At 39.4% G+C, this 16,973-nt stretch carries 16 protein-coding genes; 7 read left to right on the top strand and 9 right to left on the bottom strand.

Going from position 1 to position 16,973, the window contains the following annotated elements; genetic code table 11:
- Nucleotides 1-110 precede the first annotated feature (110 nt).
- Nucleotides 111-1,766, bottom strand: a complete 1,656-nt coding sequence (locus ABFU83_RS03605) for a hypothetical protein (protein ID WP_347069014.1) — start codon at nucleotides 1,764-1,766, stop codon at nucleotides 111-113.
- A 273-nt stretch (nucleotides 1,767-2,039) separates the two neighbouring features.
- Between ABFU83_RS03605 and ABFU83_RS03600 the strand changes: the two genes are divergently transcribed.
- Entirely contained in the window at nucleotides 2,040-3,260 is a 1,221-nt protein-coding gene (locus ABFU83_RS03600) for an aminotransferase class I/II-fold pyridoxal phosphate-dependent enzyme (protein ID WP_347069013.1), read from the top strand.
- Nucleotides 3,261-3,371: 111 nt separating this feature from the next.
- Here the strand turns inward: ABFU83_RS03600 and ABFU83_RS03595 are convergent, their stop codons facing one another.
- From ABFU83_RS03595 to ABFU83_RS03565, 7 genes are all read right to left on the bottom strand, one after another.
- The gene (locus ABFU83_RS03595; RefSeq protein ID WP_347069012.1) at nucleotides 3,372-5,567 is read right to left on the bottom strand and encodes a PepSY domain-containing protein; all 2,196 of its coding nucleotides are present in this window, start codon (nucleotides 5,565-5,567) and stop codon (nucleotides 3,372-3,374) included.
- A gap of 11 nt (nucleotides 5,568-5,578) precedes the next feature.
- On the bottom strand, nucleotides 5,579-6,070 hold the full coding sequence (locus ABFU83_RS03590) for a DUF2271 domain-containing protein (RefSeq protein ID WP_347069010.1): 492 nt from the start codon (nucleotides 6,068-6,070) through the stop codon (nucleotides 5,579-5,581).
- A gap of 4 nt (nucleotides 6,071-6,074) precedes the next feature.
- On the bottom strand, nucleotides 6,075-7,562 hold the full coding sequence (locus tag ABFU83_RS03585; protein WP_347069009.1) for an ankyrin repeat domain-containing protein: 1,488 nt from the start codon (nucleotides 7,560-7,562) through the stop codon (nucleotides 6,075-6,077).
- A gap of 159 nt (nucleotides 7,563-7,721) precedes the next feature.
- The gene (locus ABFU83_RS03580; protein WP_347069007.1) at nucleotides 7,722-7,898 is read right to left on the bottom strand and encodes a PLDc N-terminal domain-containing protein; all 177 of its coding nucleotides are present in this window, start codon (nucleotides 7,896-7,898) and stop codon (nucleotides 7,722-7,724) included.
- A 30-nt stretch (nucleotides 7,899-7,928) separates the two neighbouring features.
- Nucleotides 7,929-8,660, bottom strand: a complete 732-nt coding sequence (locus tag ABFU83_RS03575; protein WP_347069006.1) for a hypothetical protein — start codon at nucleotides 8,658-8,660, stop codon at nucleotides 7,929-7,931.
- A gap of 219 nt (nucleotides 8,661-8,879) precedes the next feature.
- Nucleotides 8,880-9,431: an NADPH-dependent FMN reductase gene (locus tag ABFU83_RS03570; protein ID WP_347069005.1), complete on the bottom strand. Its 552-nt coding sequence runs from the start codon at nucleotides 9,429-9,431 to the stop codon at nucleotides 8,880-8,882.
- Between the two features lie 16 nt (nucleotides 9,432-9,447).
- Nucleotides 9,448-9,951, bottom strand: a complete 504-nt coding sequence (locus ABFU83_RS03565; RefSeq protein ID WP_347069004.1) for a DUF2480 family protein — start codon at nucleotides 9,949-9,951, stop codon at nucleotides 9,448-9,450.
- Nucleotides 9,952-10,101: 150 nt separating this feature from the next.
- On the opposite strand from ABFU83_RS03565, the gene ABFU83_RS03560 reads away from it, so the two are divergent.
- The 6 genes from ABFU83_RS03560 to ABFU83_RS03535 all read left to right on the top strand — a co-directional run bounded on the left by ABFU83_RS03560 (nucleotide 10,102) and on the right by ABFU83_RS03535 (nucleotide 16,387).
- The gene (locus ABFU83_RS03560) at nucleotides 10,102-10,740 is read left to right on the top strand and encodes a metalloregulator ArsR/SmtB family transcription factor (RefSeq protein WP_347069003.1); all 639 of its coding nucleotides are present in this window, start codon (nucleotides 10,102-10,104) and stop codon (nucleotides 10,738-10,740) included.
- A gap of 74 nt (nucleotides 10,741-10,814) precedes the next feature.
- Nucleotides 10,815-12,161: a DEAD/DEAH box helicase gene (locus ABFU83_RS03555; RefSeq protein WP_347069002.1), complete on the top strand. Its 1,347-nt coding sequence runs from the start codon at nucleotides 10,815-10,817 to the stop codon at nucleotides 12,159-12,161.
- Nucleotides 12,162-12,226: 65 nt separating this feature from the next.
- Nucleotides 12,227-14,152 carry a BatA and WFA domain-containing protein gene (locus ABFU83_RS03550; RefSeq protein ID WP_347069001.1) on the top strand — a complete coding sequence of 642 codons (1,926 nt, stop codon included), beginning with the start codon at nucleotides 12,227-12,229 and terminating at the stop codon, nucleotides 14,150-14,152.
- Complete coding sequence (locus ABFU83_RS03545; RefSeq protein ID WP_347068999.1) at nucleotides 14,149-15,405, top strand: dihydroorotase; 1,257 nt, start codon at nucleotides 14,149-14,151, stop codon at nucleotides 15,403-15,405. Before ABFU83_RS03550 ends, ABFU83_RS03545 begins: the two co-directional genes overlap by 4 nt.
- A gap of 3 nt (nucleotides 15,406-15,408) precedes the next feature.
- Entirely contained in the window at nucleotides 15,409-15,735 is a 327-nt protein-coding gene (locus tag ABFU83_RS03540) for a hypothetical protein (protein ID WP_136402002.1), read from the top strand.
- A gap of 1 nt (nucleotide 15,736) precedes the next feature.
- Nucleotides 15,737-16,387 carry an alpha/beta fold hydrolase gene (locus ABFU83_RS03535; protein ID WP_347068998.1) on the top strand — a complete coding sequence of 217 codons (651 nt, stop codon included), beginning with the start codon at nucleotides 15,737-15,739 and terminating at the stop codon, nucleotides 16,385-16,387.
- A 33-nt stretch (nucleotides 16,388-16,420) separates the two neighbouring features.
- Here the strand turns inward: ABFU83_RS03535 and ABFU83_RS03530 are convergent, their stop codons facing one another.
- On the bottom strand, nucleotides 16,421-16,927 hold the full coding sequence (locus tag ABFU83_RS03530; RefSeq protein WP_347068996.1) for a hypothetical protein: 507 nt from the start codon (nucleotides 16,925-16,927) through the stop codon (nucleotides 16,421-16,423).
- Nucleotides 16,928-16,973: the final 46 nt, after the last annotated feature.

The following is a 16,973-nucleotide window of genomic DNA, read 5'->3' as shown; positions in this document are numbered from 1 at the left end:
TAAAGAAGGCTGTCTTTCGGGGCAGCCTTTTTGTTATTAGCAAAATCATTAGTATTCCAGAGCTAACTTCGTAAAACTTGCTGTTTTTTCGAGTTTCTGGTATATACGAATTATAACAAAGTAGAAGCATTTCTTCCCGGATGGGCATAAAGCACAGAAAGTGACGATATTTCATGAGGCCCGGCCATCAATTTCCCACTTGTTGAGACACTTACCGGCACATCTAACCACATAATAGCTTTTTTATCGTTTGAATCGACCAGATATAATTTTTCAACAATCCCGGTATTGGTATTATACTTACATCCCCAAAGGGAACGAGTATGCTGACCACTACGCATAAATGTTCCTATAGACAAAACACCTCTTTCCTTAAAACCATTAATGATAAAATCGGAAAACTCTTTTAAATTTTTAGGAAATTTATCATCATAGTATGTATGATCAAAAAAATGATCTGTATTTGGAAAAAGCTCCGGAAAATACTTAGGAAAATACCAGGCTACACCACTTACTTCATGCCCACCGACATTTGAAAAGTGCGAAGCAAAGGCATCAAAAATTGCCAATTGCCGGAAATTAGCATGCTCTCTACCCGGAGTAAAACCATTTGGAGCCCCAACGGGAAGTATATTCCCATCGGCTATATAACGATCCTGCCACCATTGAATCATATTCGTTGTAACTGCCGCCCAACACATATTTGAATCGTTTGAAAAACCACCCTGTCCAAAGGATTTATTGAGGTCGTACCATCCTGAATCCAGACTAACCCCCTCGGCAAAAAGTATTCCCGGTTTATGAGGAACATCAGTAAGCAAAGGAACTTCTACCAAAATTACCGCTGTTTCCCACTCGGTTACCTGAATTCTAAAATCAACAGCCTGTTTGATTGTTTTTACCGGTTTAATTTTTAATAAAAATTTCTTATTTCGGGATGCACTTTCAGAATTTTCGATCGTAATTATTTTTGTTTTACCCAGATTAGGGTCGTTTGGTGTAATATATATTTTGATCCGTTGACTCTGATAAAAGTAGGCTACATTTTCAGGCGTATTTACCGCTGTCAGTTTCGAACTGTAATTGGTTTTTCCCTGTGCTGGTAGTACTGTTACGGTATTGCTAAACAGAGCGCCTTCCTGTATTTGTAATCCTTCAACTTCTATCCGGTAACTATTATTATAAATAATACCTGCCGCGGCATTTTCTTCAACCTGTATATAAAATGCTGATGGAACCCTTTCCAAAAGCGCTTCAATTACAACCGGAGCTGCTTTATCGGATGCTATTGGAAGTACACTGGTACACATTGGAAAACCATCACCTATAAAATCTTCGGGCCGACGTGTACTTTTCAATTGAAGTAATTCTGCCTCCGTTATCGGATCGTTAGAGAAACTCATATTCGCGATTAAATAGGCTTTTAATCCCGTCTCTATTTCACTTTCCGGAATAGTAACCCTTATTTTTCCATTTTCAATTTCATGATAGCGATCCTCCTGAACCAATTCATCGCCATTATTCTGAAAAAGAAACAGACAAAGCTGTTTTATACTACGCTCCTTTTCCGTTGGGTCGATATCTGAAGTTTCGTTAAAATCATTCAACTGGATTTTAAACTCCAAAACCTTCATTCCGTTTACCGAATCGGCAGTAAAAACATCTCGCTCTTCAGAACAGGAAACAGGCGTAAAAACAAAAAGAATTATAATTAGAAAACCTATTATCGACATACCCGACGATACAAAATACTTATTCAGACTCATTATATATTTATATTTATTTAATCTACGGAATGGTACTATCAAATGAGGATACAGAACAATATTTTAAAACATCAAAACCATATACTACAAAGTTAATGGATACCCTTTCAAATTCAGGCAAATCTAACCGAGTCAAAAACAGCCCTTTTACAGACATTAATTTAAACGGTTCGCCCTTATGTTTCGAACCTGTACTTTACATTCAAAACCTAACAATTATCATGTTTTATCTGCAAATAGGTTTATTATTTTGCAGAAACCTATTAGAACCATATGAATTACTGGAAAAAAGTAACCGCTGCAGAACGTCAGCTCCGCATCCGGAAAGCGCTGGCAGAAAATGTTAACTTTTCAAAAGATGCCTCTTTAGGCTATCCCGCCTCCAAACTGGATGGCAAAGTATTTTATGAAGAAGCTCCCTTTTTAAAAGATGCCGCGATGCTACAATCGTTTGTTGCCAATCCAAACCATATTGGTTGTCATACATTTGGCACTTCCGAAAAGGCCTTTAAAGGGACGCAGGAAATCGAACGTGAGGTACTCAATATAATCGCAGTGGATATCTTCCATATCGAACCTGAAAAATTCGATGGTTATATCGCACCCGGAGGAACCGAAGCCAATATACAGGCACTATGGATTTACCGGAATTATTTTAGCAACACTTTTGGAGCGCATCCCAGTGAAATCGCAATACTGGCCTCAGAAGATACCCACTATTCCATCCCGAAAGGAGCTAACCTGCTGTTGATTGACTGGTTGAAAGTACCGGTAGATTTTGAGCACCGCTCCATCACAACGGAAACACTGGAAGCAGTATTGATCAAAGCCAAAGAAAACGGTAAAAAATATTTCATCGTAGTGGCCAATATGGGAACCACCATGTTTGGTTCGGTAGATGATCCGGATATCTATACTTCATTACTTGAAAAACACCAGTTGAATTATAAATTACATATCGATGCGGCCTATGGTGGCTTTGTGTATCCGTTTAGTAATGCTTCTTCTGAACTTGATTTCCGCAACCCAAAGATTAGTTCCATTACCATCGATGCTCATAAAATGCTACAGGCACCTTATGGAACCGGTATTTTTATCTGTCGCAAAGGACTTATCGAAAATGTACTCACCAAAGAAGCCGAATATGTAGAAGGACTTGACCTGACACTTTGCGGAAGCCGTTCCGGAGCAAATGCCGTTGCCGTATGGCTGATTCTGACAACCTATGGTGCCCACGGATGGTTTGAAAAAGTTTGTGTCTTACAAATGCGCACCACCTGGTTATGTCAGCAACTCGATCTATTGAAAATCCCATATTTCAGAGAGCCGTTTATGAATATTGTAACCATTCGGGCTTCTTTTATCCCGGAACAAGTCGCCGAACGCTTTAATCTGGTACCGCAAAAACACGACACATCCAACCAATGGTACAAAATTGTCGTTATGGATCATGTCGAAATCGAACACCTTAGTGCATTTATAACAGCCTTATAGGATATCATTATAATGACCAAAATATGATTGTACCCCATACAACCAGACATCCTTTATATAAAAAACGCAGCTGAAGTTCTGTTTCAGCTGCGTTTTTTATATTAGGAAACATTAATAGCAGTCCGTGAGTATCTGGTTGTGCGATTGATAATGGCTCAATTCCATACCACTCTGTTCTTTACAGACCATTTCCAATAGCGTCATAACATTTTGTTGCATAGCCAGTGATCCACAAATCATGATCACACCTCCCGATTGTAAGGTTTCGGCAATAAAAACAGCATCTCGTACCAGTAAATCCTTTACATACTGTTTTGCACCTTCACGCGAATAGGCTACATGCAATTGTTTTAACTTTTGTGAAGCAAGGCAGGAATCAATCCCATCCCGATACAAGTCAAATGAGGCTTCTCCCCTAAAACCGGAATACAAATAACAATTCGCCCCTTTATTTTCGTCCAGCATTCCTAAAAACGGTGCAATACCGGTTCCGTTTGAAATCATAATTACATTTCGGGCTTTTTTCGGAAAATGGAAATGTTTATTACCTACAATCCGGGCCTGTACTGTATCACCTGGTTGTAATGCATACAGATAGGACGATCCCAAACCTTCAGGATATAATTTTACACTTAACTGTACCGTATTGCCTACTTTCCCAATCGAATATTGCCGTTCCCGGTGATCATTTGCCGGGTAAATGGCTAATAAATCCCCAGACGTAAATTTTAACTTGCGCTGTGGTGCGATCTGAATCAGAAATGCACCGTCGGTATGGGCCAGTTCTGTTTTCGAAACAACGGTAAACGTTTTTAACCCCTTAGGTTTTCCCTGAAAATCAATCATCGATCCGGAAAAAGGAATTTCGGCTTTTTGCGACCAAAGGTTCGCCCAACGTTGGAAATCATCCGGAGATTTATCATTAACCGTATGAATATCCAGCAATGGTGTCGCCCATGTTTGTTGCTCCAGTATATTGTGAACCTCAAAAGCAAACTTACAGAAATCCGGGTAGGATTTGGATCCGAAGCCTAAAACCGAAAAGTGAACCGGTTGCTGTTGTGGTTGTTTTTTTAATAATGTCTGGAATTTCGCCGCATTTGTCGGTGCATCGCCCAAACCATACGTGGCCGTTAACAGGATAAGGTATTCTGCTTTCGGAAAAACCGTATACGCATTCAACTCGGCAATAAAGGACTTCTCTCCTTGTTTCAATAACTGTTCGTGAACGGCATTCGCAAAACGGAATGTCGATCCGTTTTCCGAACCTACCAAGATTACAAAACGACTTTCATCACTTTTAAATTTATTACGAACACGATGGCCACGTCTTTTTAACGTAATTGCAAAACCGGAATAAATAAAAAACAGAATATTCGCTGCCGCTATCGCCAGAACAATCGCCCAAACAGTACTCGAACGCCCGGTATGCAACGTCAGACTCAGATTCGACAAAAGTGTGGTTTGCGAATACGGAATTTCACTTAGGATATCACCAGTGATCTGATTCACAACCAATTCCCGGTCTTTTAGTTTAAACGTATAATAATCTTCTACATCTTCTGAAAACGGAAACTCAATGGACTGTACTTCGGATAAAAGTAAATGCTGAAATACTTTAAAATCGGATAACTTTTGAGCCGGTTCCGAACGAATGCCATCAAAATCGATATTGTGGGTTATCTTTTTTTCCGGTCCTAACAATTCAAAACGCACTAACGACAGATACGTTCCGGTAATTGTAATGATCAAAATCGGAATTAATGCCAGTCTTCCCAATAGTACATGGTAATACTGTGCGAAGTTTTCTTTAACAATCCGGGAAAAAAAACGTTTTAAACCGCGTTGCCGCTGGATTACCAAAACCGTTCCGGTACTCGCGATCAGAAACAATAAAAAGGCGGTTATGCCTATAAAAACCCTTCCGGTTTCGTGTAAAAAAAGCGAGCGATGCAGTGTGGTTACCCATCGGAAAAATTCATTTTCTTTAGGAACCGCTCCAAGCGACTTTCCTGTTTTCGGATCAATGTAAACCGTTACATCCTTACCATCGGCATCAATCACTTTGGCTATTACAAACTGATTGGCATCAATCGTTACATCGGTAATTTCGTCGTATTCCTTTTTCAGTACCGGTAGCAATTCAGCCACCGTAATCTGGTTGAAGTCAGCTGCGCGATAGGGTTGTGTTTTTTGCAGAACGGGTTCAAAAGCAAGCACAATTCCCGTTACGGAAGCGAGGGCTATAAAGAGAAAAGAAGATACAGCCAACGCGAGATGGCTGTATCTCCATAATGAGATTGTCATATTTCCTGTTGTTAATTCGGACTGATACGTACGTAACGGATATATCCCGTACCTTCATTTTTACCCGAAAGATTCTCGGTTGTTAACGGGAATTCGATGTCTTTCACACGATATTCCTGATTTTCTACAGCCGATTCGAATCGAAGGCTATAACCGGCATTAATCTTCGCATTTTCTAATTCCAGTACCGTAATGCTACGTTCACCACCCGAAACCGATGCTCCGGTAATGGCACTAAGATTAGCCGGTTTTTTAGTCTGGAATTTATGCCATTCTTTCAGGTCCTTGTACCATTTTTTATCATCACCCATCACATAAAGTGTTTTTTCATAGGCTCCTTTCGGATCGATTAACGATACCACAATATAAGCACCTTCACCGGGATAATTTGTCATCTGAACCATACATTTGTATTTCGATGATCCACCTTTCTGCGCCATTACGGTTGCTCCCGAACAAAATACCAACGCTAGGACAAGGGCTACTTTAAACAGTTTTTTCATATTCTTATTTTAAGAAATCTATTGCTACTTTATTTTTAGTCAATGTTTCGTTTTCAGAAGCCAGGTCATAGGCTGTTTCTTTAAACTCGGTCTGGATTGATTTTTTAGCGTCAAGATTGTTGATCAGATGCTTTAAAATCGTATCGTCCTGCGCTACTAAAGCCGCTTTATGTAAAGCAGTCATTCCTTCTTTATTCTTAGCATTTACGTCCGATTTATAGCCTTCGATAAGTTTGATCAACGACATATCGTTTTTTGCAACTGCCATATGTAGCAATGTATTTCCGTTTTTTTGAGGCGTAGCAACATTCAATCCGGTTTGTTCTATTGTTTTTAATTTGGCGCGGAACAACTCTTCTTTTTGCGGTGTATACGATTGCATTAAATAAGCCACTATATTATCACCATTGGCATCCACTGCTTTTACATCGGCCTCTTTACTTAACAACAAACGAACCACTTCGGGAGAATTGTAACGTGCCGCTAATAATAATGCGGTCGCTCCTTTTTTATTCGCCTGATTGATGTTTTTAACCGAAGGTAGTAAAATATTTAGCACTTCAAGATCGTTGTTACTGGCTGCTGCGTTCATAAAAGCGGTAGTACCATCTTTGTCCGGTTGGTTTATATCGACACCTTTAGACAGGAAATATTTAATAATATCACCTTGTTTGTCTTTTCTTACGATGGCGTGTAAAACGGTTTCTCCGTTTTTACCGGTAGCTGTCGGTTTAATTTTTAATTCTTCCAGATATTGGTATACGCCCAGTGTATTGGCGGTACTACGTGTTCCCTGACTGGCAAAGATCATCGCGTTATCGTTAAACTTCACTCCTTTTTTTAATAACGCTTTCAGGGTTTCGATATTTCCGGTTCTGGCGGCATAGTTAAAAGCCGTATTACCGTTGGCATCGGTACTTTTCAGATCCAGTCCTTTATTTACAAAGTAGTTAATCAAAGAAAAATCTTTATCATAAGCTGCAACTAATAAAAGTGCATTAGCCCCTTCGTGATCCACATCTTTTTTCAGATTGGCTCCGTTTTTCAGGCACAAATCATACACTTTGGTGTTTGTCTGGCCATTTGCAGCGGCAAAGTTCAATGGGGTATACCCTTTGTCATCCTGTATATCGGTTTTAGCACCTTTGCTTAATAAATACTCCATCAGATCGACATTTCCTTTATAAGCCGCCCAAAACAGATAGGTTCTACCATCGTGCGTTAGCTTATTTACACCGTTACCTTCTTGCGATAATAAAAACTTGATTGCATCATTAGAAACCCCTTCGGTTATGGCAAATACCACCGGATCAAAAGCATTGCTGTTAAGCTGTGAAGGATTCCCTCCTTTTTGGATTTCCGCTTTTATAGTGGTAATGTCAGGATTTTTTTTCCAGAAAGAGCGCTCTAAAAATACATTTTGTTGCGCGTGAAGCGTTACGGAAGCCAGTGTTATCGAAGCGATAAATAGCTGTTTGAAGTTTATAGTCATGATAATTTGGTTTTGAATGATACCGTTTTTTACAGCAACTACTGTAAAATCATAGTTGGGCAAAATTAATAAGAATCATTCTAAATAAAAAGCTAAATTATCACAAAATATAGATGGTTGCTTTTAATAGATGGTTGTTTGTATTTGTTTATCGAACATTTATTTATTTCCTACCATAAAATAGGCCAGACTTCCCAAAACCGGAAAAGCAAGTATCAGTATACACCAGATAATTTTTCTATCCGACTCCAATCTCGATTTACTCAGTCGAAACAAACTAAAGATGATAAATACAATCAAACATAACAGAAACAATTGCCAGTAAAATACACTCATTTTTTTATTTTTAAGATTAATAATCTCCCCTTATCCCATGTCTTTAAAATATGCCGTAAAAAAAGCAAAAGATGGATAGCCTCCATACTTACTAAGTGAAGGACTAAATCTTCCTTTTGTTATTAATCTACGCCTATATACTGTTCCAACGCTTTCAAAAAATAAATTATAATTAAAAATCCCTTCTACTGTAACTTCATAGGGAGCTCCTCTATCAACATTAAAATGATAAAAACTTTGGTTATAGGATACTCCTAATGTAAAGCCCGTAATATCCGTAAAAACATTGGTGATTGCATCAAATTGCCTGGCATCCAATAAATTTCTATTATAATTAAAGCTAAGATTCATATTCATATATAAAGCTCCACGAACCGGAAACTGCCCGGAATAATAACAATAATCTCTCAAATCCCAGTTTCTTCTATATCTTGTCGCAGTACTATTATCCTGTAATGTATCCAACACAGGCAACATCTCCTCTTCTCTTAAAATAGTATCTCTGGGAAATATCTTTTCCAAATCATCTAAAGACTTCAGCATTATACACTCTCCCGGTTTGATTTCATCTGTAAACGATACATTGGCCGGGTCTAATCCTAATTCTACTAACTTCTTTAGAATTAATTCCTTCGTATAATTTTTCTCTTCCTGACTTACATTTTTTTTTACCGTACCAGAATCATCGGAATTACACGAAACAAACAACAATACTCCTAAAAAAGGAATACTTATTTTTTTTACAATAGTAACGAATCTCATAATTTTCATTTTTTAAACGTTTACCAAAAGTTCCGTAAACATTAAAAAACAATAGCATAAATGACTCTTTCTTACTGCTTTTTGAACGGAAATACAACATTTAAAAACGATACAAATACAAAAACCGTAACCTATTGAACATTTTCAATAGGTTACGGTTTATATTTTTTAAGGATTCAGCTATCGGTATCACGAAAACGATACCAATCGTTCGTTGAATTATACTTGTTTGTGATGTTTACAATTCACCAGCAATTTTACCATTTGATCAAATTTCTGACGGTATTCGTCCGTAAAGGCACCTTCATGATCATATAATGCTTTACGCGCAATCGGAACACTAAAAGGTAGCGTCCAGGCCCGTAGTGATTTGGCCACGGCATCCATATTCGTAATACCGTTCATCGCATGACTTCCATCAGCCCAACAAACAAACCCGATCGTCTTATCCGTCAGATACGGTATTGTTTCTTTCGAACTGACTTCCAGCCAGTCCAAACAATTCTTCATTACACCGGTCATTCCGCCGTGATACAAAGGTGTTAACCAGATATGTATATCCGCATTGCGAAATACATGCGCCATCATCTCCACCGATTTAGGTACCGTATTCAGGGTAACGTCAAAAAGTGGAATTCCGGAATCCGGCAGATTAAAAACGGTAACATTCGCACCGGTCGCTTCGAATTCGGTTTTAAAATAATCGGCAATTTTATGTGAGGTCGCATTGGATCTTCTTTCCAACGCCCCATTAAATACAAGTACGTTCATCAATCACAGTAATTGGTTAATATTTCCGGATCACCTTAGGCAATCCCGGTTCGCCATATAGCAATGTGGCAACTTTACCGGCCAGAATAGTGCTTACGCAAATATAAAGGGCATCCGGTATCTGTTCGCTGGCCTTAACAGCCACTTTTTTATCAAAATACAAAGACAAATCGGCATTTTCAATCGCCTTTTCCCAGCTTTTAATCAGGTGTTCCTTTTCTGTTCCATAGGCAATTGACGCAGCTAAAGGCTTTAATTTTGTCGTGATCAACATATAAACCCATTGTGGAATAATCGCCTCAACAGAACAAACTACCGACACCGCTTTACCCGAAAAGTCTTCCCAATTTACGGAATCCATCGCAGTTCTAAAACTTTTTTCTATAATGATCAACTCTTCATATAAGTAGGGTTTTATATCAAATGTTACAAAAGTCATCTCGGGACGGTAGGCTTCTAAATCCAATCGTAAAATCCCGGAAGCCGTCACTTTATTTTCTATAGTTGTATCTTCAGTCATAATCCAAACGAATCCGATTGTACTTATGGATAGCTACAACCCACAAATTTCGCGCTAATCCTGTTTAGGTACAATCGCTATTTATTATTTTTGATTCTGAAGCAAATGTAGTAAATTTGTCCAATAAACCAAATAATCACTTTGTTTATTATGAAAATTAAATTACCGGAAAACGAAAGAGCCTTATGGATACTAAAAACCAAAGGCCCGCTTTCTGTTACAACCCTGGCCAAAGAACTGAATGTGACCACAGAAGGCGCGCGTTTTAATATTTTAAAGCTCGCTTCCGAGGGATTGGTACTATCGGAAACGGTTTCCAAAGGGCGCGGCCGACCGCAGCAAATCTGGTCGCTTACCGCTACCGGTAATTCCCGTTTCCCGGATACGCATGCGGATTTGACGGTAAAACTGATTCAGAAAACAAGGGAAATACTCGGGGGAAAAGCACTGGATGCCGTTATCGAAGCACATTCCGCAGAAATCCGGAACAGTTATCTGAACGCCGTATCGGGTGTAGACATACTTGAAAAACGCATTCAGATGCTAACCGAAATCCGGAACAACGAAGGTTATATGGCCGGCTATACCCAAGAAGATGATCATTTTTTGATATACGAAAACCACTGCCCGATTTGCGCCGCAGCTACCATATGTCAGGGGTTTTGCCGATCCGAGTTAGAAACTTTTCAGGCTGTTTTAGGCGAAGAAACAACCATAGAACGTCTGGATCATATTGTTTCCGGAGCGACGCGTTGTACTTATAAAGTTAGTTACAAAAAGAATCAGTAGCCCATTAATACCCTGTTTATACCGAAATACCATAAAAAAATAAATGTTGTATCTTTGCCCAAAATAAACACTATATGACCACTTTTGAGCAATTTAATCTTCCAAAATCCTTACAAAAAGCTATAGACGAAATAGGATTGACCACGCCTACTCCAATTCAGGAGCGTTCTTTTCCGGTAATTATGTCGGGACGGGATATGATGGGAATTGCCCAAACCGGTACGGGTAAAACATTTGCCTACCTGCTTCCGATTTTAAAACAGTGGAAATTTACGCCAACACATACTCCAAAAGTAGTGATCATTGTACCAACGAGAGAATTGGTGGTCCAGGTGGCTGAAGAAGTTGAAAAGCTATCCAAATACATGTCTGTTCGCGTATTGGGCGTATACGGAGGTGTAAATATCAACACTCAGAAAACCTCGGTTTACGAAGGTGTAGATATTTTAGTAGCTACCCCGGGGCGATTAATGGATCTGGCGTTGGATAATGTTGTTCGTTTTGACGAAATGCAAAAACTAGTCATTGACGAGTTTGACGAAATCCTGAATTTAGGATTCCGTTTTCAGATCACGTCTATTTTATCGATGATGAAACCGAAACGTCAGAATATTTTATTCTCGGCGACTATGACGGATGAAGTGGATGAATTACTGGACGAATATTTCGATTTTCCGGAAGAAGTTTCCCTGGCACCATCCGGAACACCTTTGGAAAAAATACGTCAGATTGCATACCATGTACCGAATTTCCTAACCAAAGTAAATCTTTTAAAACATTTACTAACGGAAGACGATAGCCTGGAACGCATCTTGGTATTCGTAAATAACAAAAGAGTTGCCGATATCCTGATGGAACATTTGGATGAAGACTTTTCCGGTCAGTTTGGAGTAATCCACTCCAACAAATCCCAGAATTACCGTTTGAATACGATGGCCGAATTCCAGGAAGGCAACCTTCGCGGTATCGTAACCACCGATATTATGGCGCGTGGATTGGATATTTCGGATATTACCCATGTGATTAACATGCAATTTTCGGAAGTACCGGAACAATATATCCACCGAATCGGACGTACCGGTCGTGCCGATAAAGAAGGTATTGCCATTAGCCTTATCGATCCGAAAGAAGAAGAATTCCAGGTTGAATCCGAATTACTAATGGAAAAAGAACTGGAAATATTAGAAATCCCGGCATCCGTAACAATAGAAGAAAAAAGACTGGAGTTCGAAAAAGAAAAACAAAAAGTAAAATTCCTTTTAAAAAGAACCAAACTCGACGGAGGTGGTGCTTTTCACGATAAATCCGATAAAAATAAAAAAGTAAACCTTGGTGGTCCGGGTAAACGAACCCCGCGAAAAACAAAACCGCGTAACCGCGCTGTAGAGAAGAACAGAGCCGCCAAACGAAAAAAGAAATAATTGGTACCCGAAGTAATGTCGAAAACTAAAAACTAATTACTATTTTTGACAAACATTAAAATACAATGCAATTCAAACATCCTGAAATTCTGTATTTCCTCTTTCTATTGGTTATACCAATTCTGGTTCATTTATTTCAATTGCGTCGTTTTAAAAAAGAATACTTCACCAATGTTCGCTTCCTGAAAGAAGTCAGTATCCAGACACGAAAGAGTTCGCAAATAAAAAAATGGTTATTGCTTTGTACGCGATTACTATTGTTAGCCTCTTTGATTCTGGCTTTTGCACAACCTTTTTTTAACGCAAAAGACACCCAAAATACAGCCAACGAAATGGTAATCCTATTGGATAATTCCTTTTCGATGCAAGCCAAAGGTAATCGCGGTGAATTGTTAAAACGAGCCGTACAGGATCTTTTGGAAAACACTCCGGACAATCAGCGGTTTTCATTAGTCACCAATACCGAAGCGTTTTGGGATACGGATATCCGTTCGATCCAAAAAGAGTTACAATCATTATCGTACAGCTCGGTCCCTTTCCGACTTGATTTTTTACGAAACAAAGTCGAAGCCCAAAAACCCAATGTTCCGAAAGATATTGTGCTCATTACCGATGCCGTACAAGCCGATCAAAACGCGGCGGTCATTCAGGAACAAAGTCCGGTCTATTGTATTATCCCAAAGGCCGAAAACAAAAACAACATCAGTATCGATAAGGTTTCGATCAACCAGCAATCCGATGATTTTTATGAGATCAAAGTGGCGTTAAGTGCTTATGGCGAATTACAATCCGAAATCCCAATGGCGGTTTATAACGGTAAAAATCTGGTTGCCAAAACTGTAATTGCATTTGACACCCCGAAAAAAAATATTGTATTCAATCTTCCGAAAAAAGATTTCCACGGTTATGTTTCTCTGGAAGACAATAGCCTGACCTATGATAACACGTATTATTTCAGTATTTCAAAACCGGAAAAATCCAATGTGATTGCTATCGGTGATGCCGACAAAAATGCATTTTTATCACGGATTTACACTCCGGAAGAATTCCAATATAAAAATACTACTTTAAGCACACTCGATTATAATACACTCGACAAACAAGACGCGATTATTATAAATGAGCTCAAAGAAATTCCGCAGGCACTAACCACTACTTTAAAGGCTTTTTACGACAAAGGCGGTACTATTGTGGTAATCCCGGCAGCGGAAACATCAGTACAAAATCTGACTTCATTTTCCGGGAATTTCGGAATCAGCAAAATCGGTTCCTTACAAAATACGCCGAAACAAATCACGAAAATAGCCTTTAACCATCCGCTATACCAAACCGTATTCGAAAAGAAAACCGATAATTTCCAATATCCGAAAGTCAACAGCACCTTTACGATTGGCGGTAATCCGGCCGGTATTTTAAGTTACGACGATCAGACGCCGTTTTTGAGTTCGGTAACCAATAAAATCGGAATGCTATACCTGTTTGCAGCGCCGATCAATAAAACAAACAGTAACTTCCAAAACTCCCCGTTAATTGTGCCTACTTTTTACAACATGGCACAAAATAATCAGAAAACCGGAATATCCGAATTTACAATCGGAGACAATCAAAGTCTGATATTGGACGTTATCTTATCGAAAGATGAAGTAGTAACGGTTCAAAACGAAAAATCGGATTTTATTCCAATGCAACAGCTCCTAAACAACAAGATCAAACTGTCCTTTGGAGACTATCCGGAACAATCGGGAAATTATGCTATCGCGAAAGGGAATACGATTTTGAAAAACATCAGTTTTAATCATGCGCGTACCGAAAGTGATCTGAGCCTGCACAACGAAAACATTTACGATAACTATACTAAAACCGACTCCATTGCCACTGTTTACAACGATATCCATTCGACGCGAACAGCCAGTGAAGCCTGGAAATATTTTATCATCGCAACACTACTATTTTTATTACTAGAACTACTGATCCAAAAATTCGTAAAATGAATGTAATTCTTAAAAACGCAACGATCATCGATACCGACAGTCCGTATCACAACCAAAAAACGGACCTGAAAATTATCGATGGTATTATCCGTGCTATCGGATCGAACCTTTCGAATGAAGAAGGCGCCGCCGTTATCGAACTGGAAAATCTCCATGTTTCCCAAGGCTGGTTTGACAGCTCCGTATCGCTTGGCGAACCGGGCTATGAAGAAAGAGAAACGATTGCCAACGGACTGAATGTTGCCGCCAGAAGCGGTTTTACCGATATAGCGTTACAACCCAATTCCGCTCCTGTAGTGGACAACCAGACCGAAGTTAATTTTGTAGTACACAAAGCCCGGGAAGCTGCCACACAATTACACCCGATTGGCGCACTGACCAAAAACAGCGAAGGAAAAGACCTGGCCGAATTATTCGACATGACCAATGCCGGTGCTGTGGCTTTTGGCGATTACAACAGAAGCCTGGACAACGCCAACCTGTTAAAAATCGGACTGCAATATGCGCAGGATTTTAACGGACTGATCATCGCTTATTGTCAGGATGAAAAAATAAAAGGAAACGGAGTGGTCAACGAAGGCATCGTGAGTACGCGCCTCGGATTAAAAGGAATTCCGACACTAGCCGAAGACATCCACGTAGCCCGTAACCTTTTCCTATTGGAATACACGGGCGGAAAACTACATATCCCTACTATCTCTACGGCAAAATCCGTAGCTTTACTACGCGAAGCCAAAGCAAAAGGCTTACAGGTGAGCTGTAGCGTTGCGGTACACCATTTGGTTATGACCGACGAAAAACTAACCGGTTTTGACACCCGTTATAAAGTAACACCACCTTTACGCGACGAACAAGAAAGACAAGCCCTGATTGCGGGCGTTCTCGATGGTACAATCGATATGATCACTTCCGATCACAATCCATTGGACATCGAACATAAAAAAATGGAATTCGACAATGCCAAAAACGGAACTATCGGTTTGGAAAGCGCTTTCGGAGCGTTAGCAGCTGTACTTCCAATTGACATTATCGTAGCACGCTTAACCGCTGGAAAGGAATTCTTCGGAATCAAAACACAATCCATAAACGTCGATCACAAAGCGAATTTGAGTTTATTTACAACCGAAGGAACATGGGAATTTACTAAAGCTCATATTCTTTCCAAATCTAAAAATTCTGCTTTTCTGGGACAACCGATGAAAGGAAAAGCCTATGGAATTTACAACCACGGAAAATTAATTCTAAACGAATAAAAGATGCAAAATACTGTAGAACAAGGCAAAACAACAGCTATCATCAGCTATATCACCATTATCGGAACCATTATTGCTATTTTTATGAATCTGGAAACTAAAAATCCATTTGCCGGTTTTCACATTCGTCAGGCATTTGGTACACACCTTGCTTTTTATGTCCTGGCTTATTTTGTAGGATATGCCGATAGCTGGATGGCTTCTTCTGCATTTTTTATCTTCTTTTTTGTGCTTTGGGCCTACGGAATCGTGGGTGCCTTCCAAAATGAAATGAAAATCACTCCTATCCTGGGAAAATACTTCCAGGACTGGTTTAAAAATTTAGCATAAAATGAGTCTATCGTTATTTCACCTCGTTAGAGAACCCAAAATCAAGTCGGATAAAAATCCGTTATTATTGCTATTGCACGGATACGGCAGCAATGAAGAAGATCTGTTTTCATTCGCTTCGGAACTACCGGACAATTATTATGTTATTTCTGCACGGGCACCGCATCCGATGCCGCCTTACGGAAATGCCTGGTATAGTATCCACTTTGATAGTGATGCCAATAAATTTTCGGATGACGATGAGGCGATCGAATCCCGTGATCTTATTAGTAAATTTATCGAGGAGTTAATCGAAACCTACCCTATTGATCCGACAAAAGTTACTTTGATTGGTTTTAGTCAGGGTGCTATTTTAAGTTATGCTGTTGCTTTATCCGATCCGGAAAAAATACAACGCGTAGTCGCTTTAAGCGGGTACATCAATCCGGCTATTTTGGCTGATGGTTATACCGATAAAGCACTTTCAAAACTGGATTTTTTTATTTCCCACGGAACCGTAGACCAGGTAATTCCGGTAGAATGGGCTCGAAAAGCGCCTGAATTTTTAAAAGCTTTGGGATTGAATGTCGTTTATAACGAATATCCGGTAGGACATGGAGTCGCTCCGCAAAACTTCTACGATTTTAAAAACTGGTTGCAACAAACCTTATAATAAACTAAAAAGTCCGGTAATCACCGGACTTTTTTATTGCTCGGGATTATCACTTCCCGTTACTTGTTTTTCTTCAGTTAAGGCACCTTTATATTTTACGATTCCTTTTTGGATCAGTTTTAAACCGCCTTCGGTTTCCAATGTCCAACCTGCTCCGTAATACGGTTTACCTTCTTTTTCCCGTGTCAGGATAACCGAATTATTACTATCCGGTAAAAACAACTCCGCCCGATCACCATCTTTTTCGAAAGTTACAAAACCACTGATAATTGGTTCTTCGATTTCTTCTTCCTCGTCAACGGTTGTTTCTTTTACCGGATTTAGACGGAAACCTTCTTCGAACACACGAATACAATCCTTTTTAAGTACCGACCAACGATAACCGGCAGAACCAACACATCCGTGTTCGTCCCGGTCAGTTCCCAGAACCATCGGTTTAGGACTCACTACAACCTCTTTTTCGTCATCGTGTTTTTTCATGATATAATCACAGGATACGAAAAGAAAACTGCATAAAAGTAAGGGCAATATTTTTTTCATTCTATTATCGTTTTGCTTCAAAAGTGCCATCGAAAAGAGACGCTGT

The organism is Flavobacterium sp. WV_118_3 (assembly GCF_039778605.1).
GTDB lineage: Bacteria > Bacteroidota > Bacteroidia > Flavobacteriales > Flavobacteriaceae > Flavobacterium.
This window is presented reverse-complemented; position numbering and strand designations above follow the sequence as displayed.

Excerpts from the sequence above, each read along its gene's own strand:
- ABFU83_RS03605 (WP_347069014.1), bottom strand. The coding sequence starts at position 1,766 with ATGAGTCTGAATAAGTATTTTGTATCGTCGGGTATGTCGATAATAGGT.
- ABFU83_RS03600 (WP_347069013.1), top strand. The coding sequence starts at position 2,040 with ATGAATTACTGGAAAAAAGTAACCGCTGCAGAACGTCAGCTCCGCATC.
- ABFU83_RS03595 (WP_347069012.1), bottom strand. The coding sequence starts at position 5,567 with ATGACAATCTCATTATGGAGATACAGCCATCTCGCGTTGGCTGTATCT.
- ABFU83_RS03590 (WP_347069010.1), bottom strand. The coding sequence starts at position 6,070 with ATGAAAAAACTGTTTAAAGTAGCCCTTGTCCTAGCGTTGGTATTTTGT.
- ABFU83_RS03585 (WP_347069009.1), bottom strand. The coding sequence starts at position 7,562 with ATGACTATAAACTTCAAACAGCTATTTATCGCTTCGATAACACTGGCT.
- ABFU83_RS03580 (WP_347069007.1), bottom strand. The coding sequence starts at position 7,898 with ATGAGTGTATTTTACTGGCAATTGTTTCTGTTATGTTTGATTGTATTT.
- ABFU83_RS03575 (WP_347069006.1), bottom strand. The coding sequence starts at position 8,660 with ATGAGATTCGTTACTATTGTAAAAAAAATAAGTATTCCTTTTTTAGGA.
- ABFU83_RS03570 (WP_347069005.1), bottom strand. The coding sequence starts at position 9,431 with ATGAACGTACTTGTATTTAATGGGGCGTTGGAAAGAAGATCCAATGCG.
- ABFU83_RS03565 (WP_347069004.1), bottom strand. The coding sequence starts at position 9,951 with ATGACTGAAGATACAACTATAGAAAATAAAGTGACGGCTTCCGGGATT.
- ABFU83_RS03560 (WP_347069003.1), top strand. The coding sequence starts at position 10,102 with ATGAAAATTAAATTACCGGAAAACGAAAGAGCCTTATGGATACTAAAA.
- ABFU83_RS03555 (WP_347069002.1), top strand. The coding sequence starts at position 10,815 with ATGACCACTTTTGAGCAATTTAATCTTCCAAAATCCTTACAAAAAGCT.
- ABFU83_RS03550 (WP_347069001.1), top strand. The coding sequence starts at position 12,227 with ATGCAATTCAAACATCCTGAAATTCTGTATTTCCTCTTTCTATTGGTT.
- ABFU83_RS03545 (WP_347068999.1), top strand. The coding sequence starts at position 14,149 with ATGAATGTAATTCTTAAAAACGCAACGATCATCGATACCGACAGTCCG.
- ABFU83_RS03540 (WP_136402002.1), top strand. The coding sequence starts at position 15,409 with ATGCAAAATACTGTAGAACAAGGCAAAACAACAGCTATCATCAGCTAT.
- ABFU83_RS03535 (WP_347068998.1), top strand. The coding sequence starts at position 15,737 with ATGAGTCTATCGTTATTTCACCTCGTTAGAGAACCCAAAATCAAGTCG.
- ABFU83_RS03530 (WP_347068996.1), bottom strand. The coding sequence starts at position 16,927 with ATGAAAAAAATATTGCCCTTACTTTTATGCAGTTTTCTTTTCGTATCC.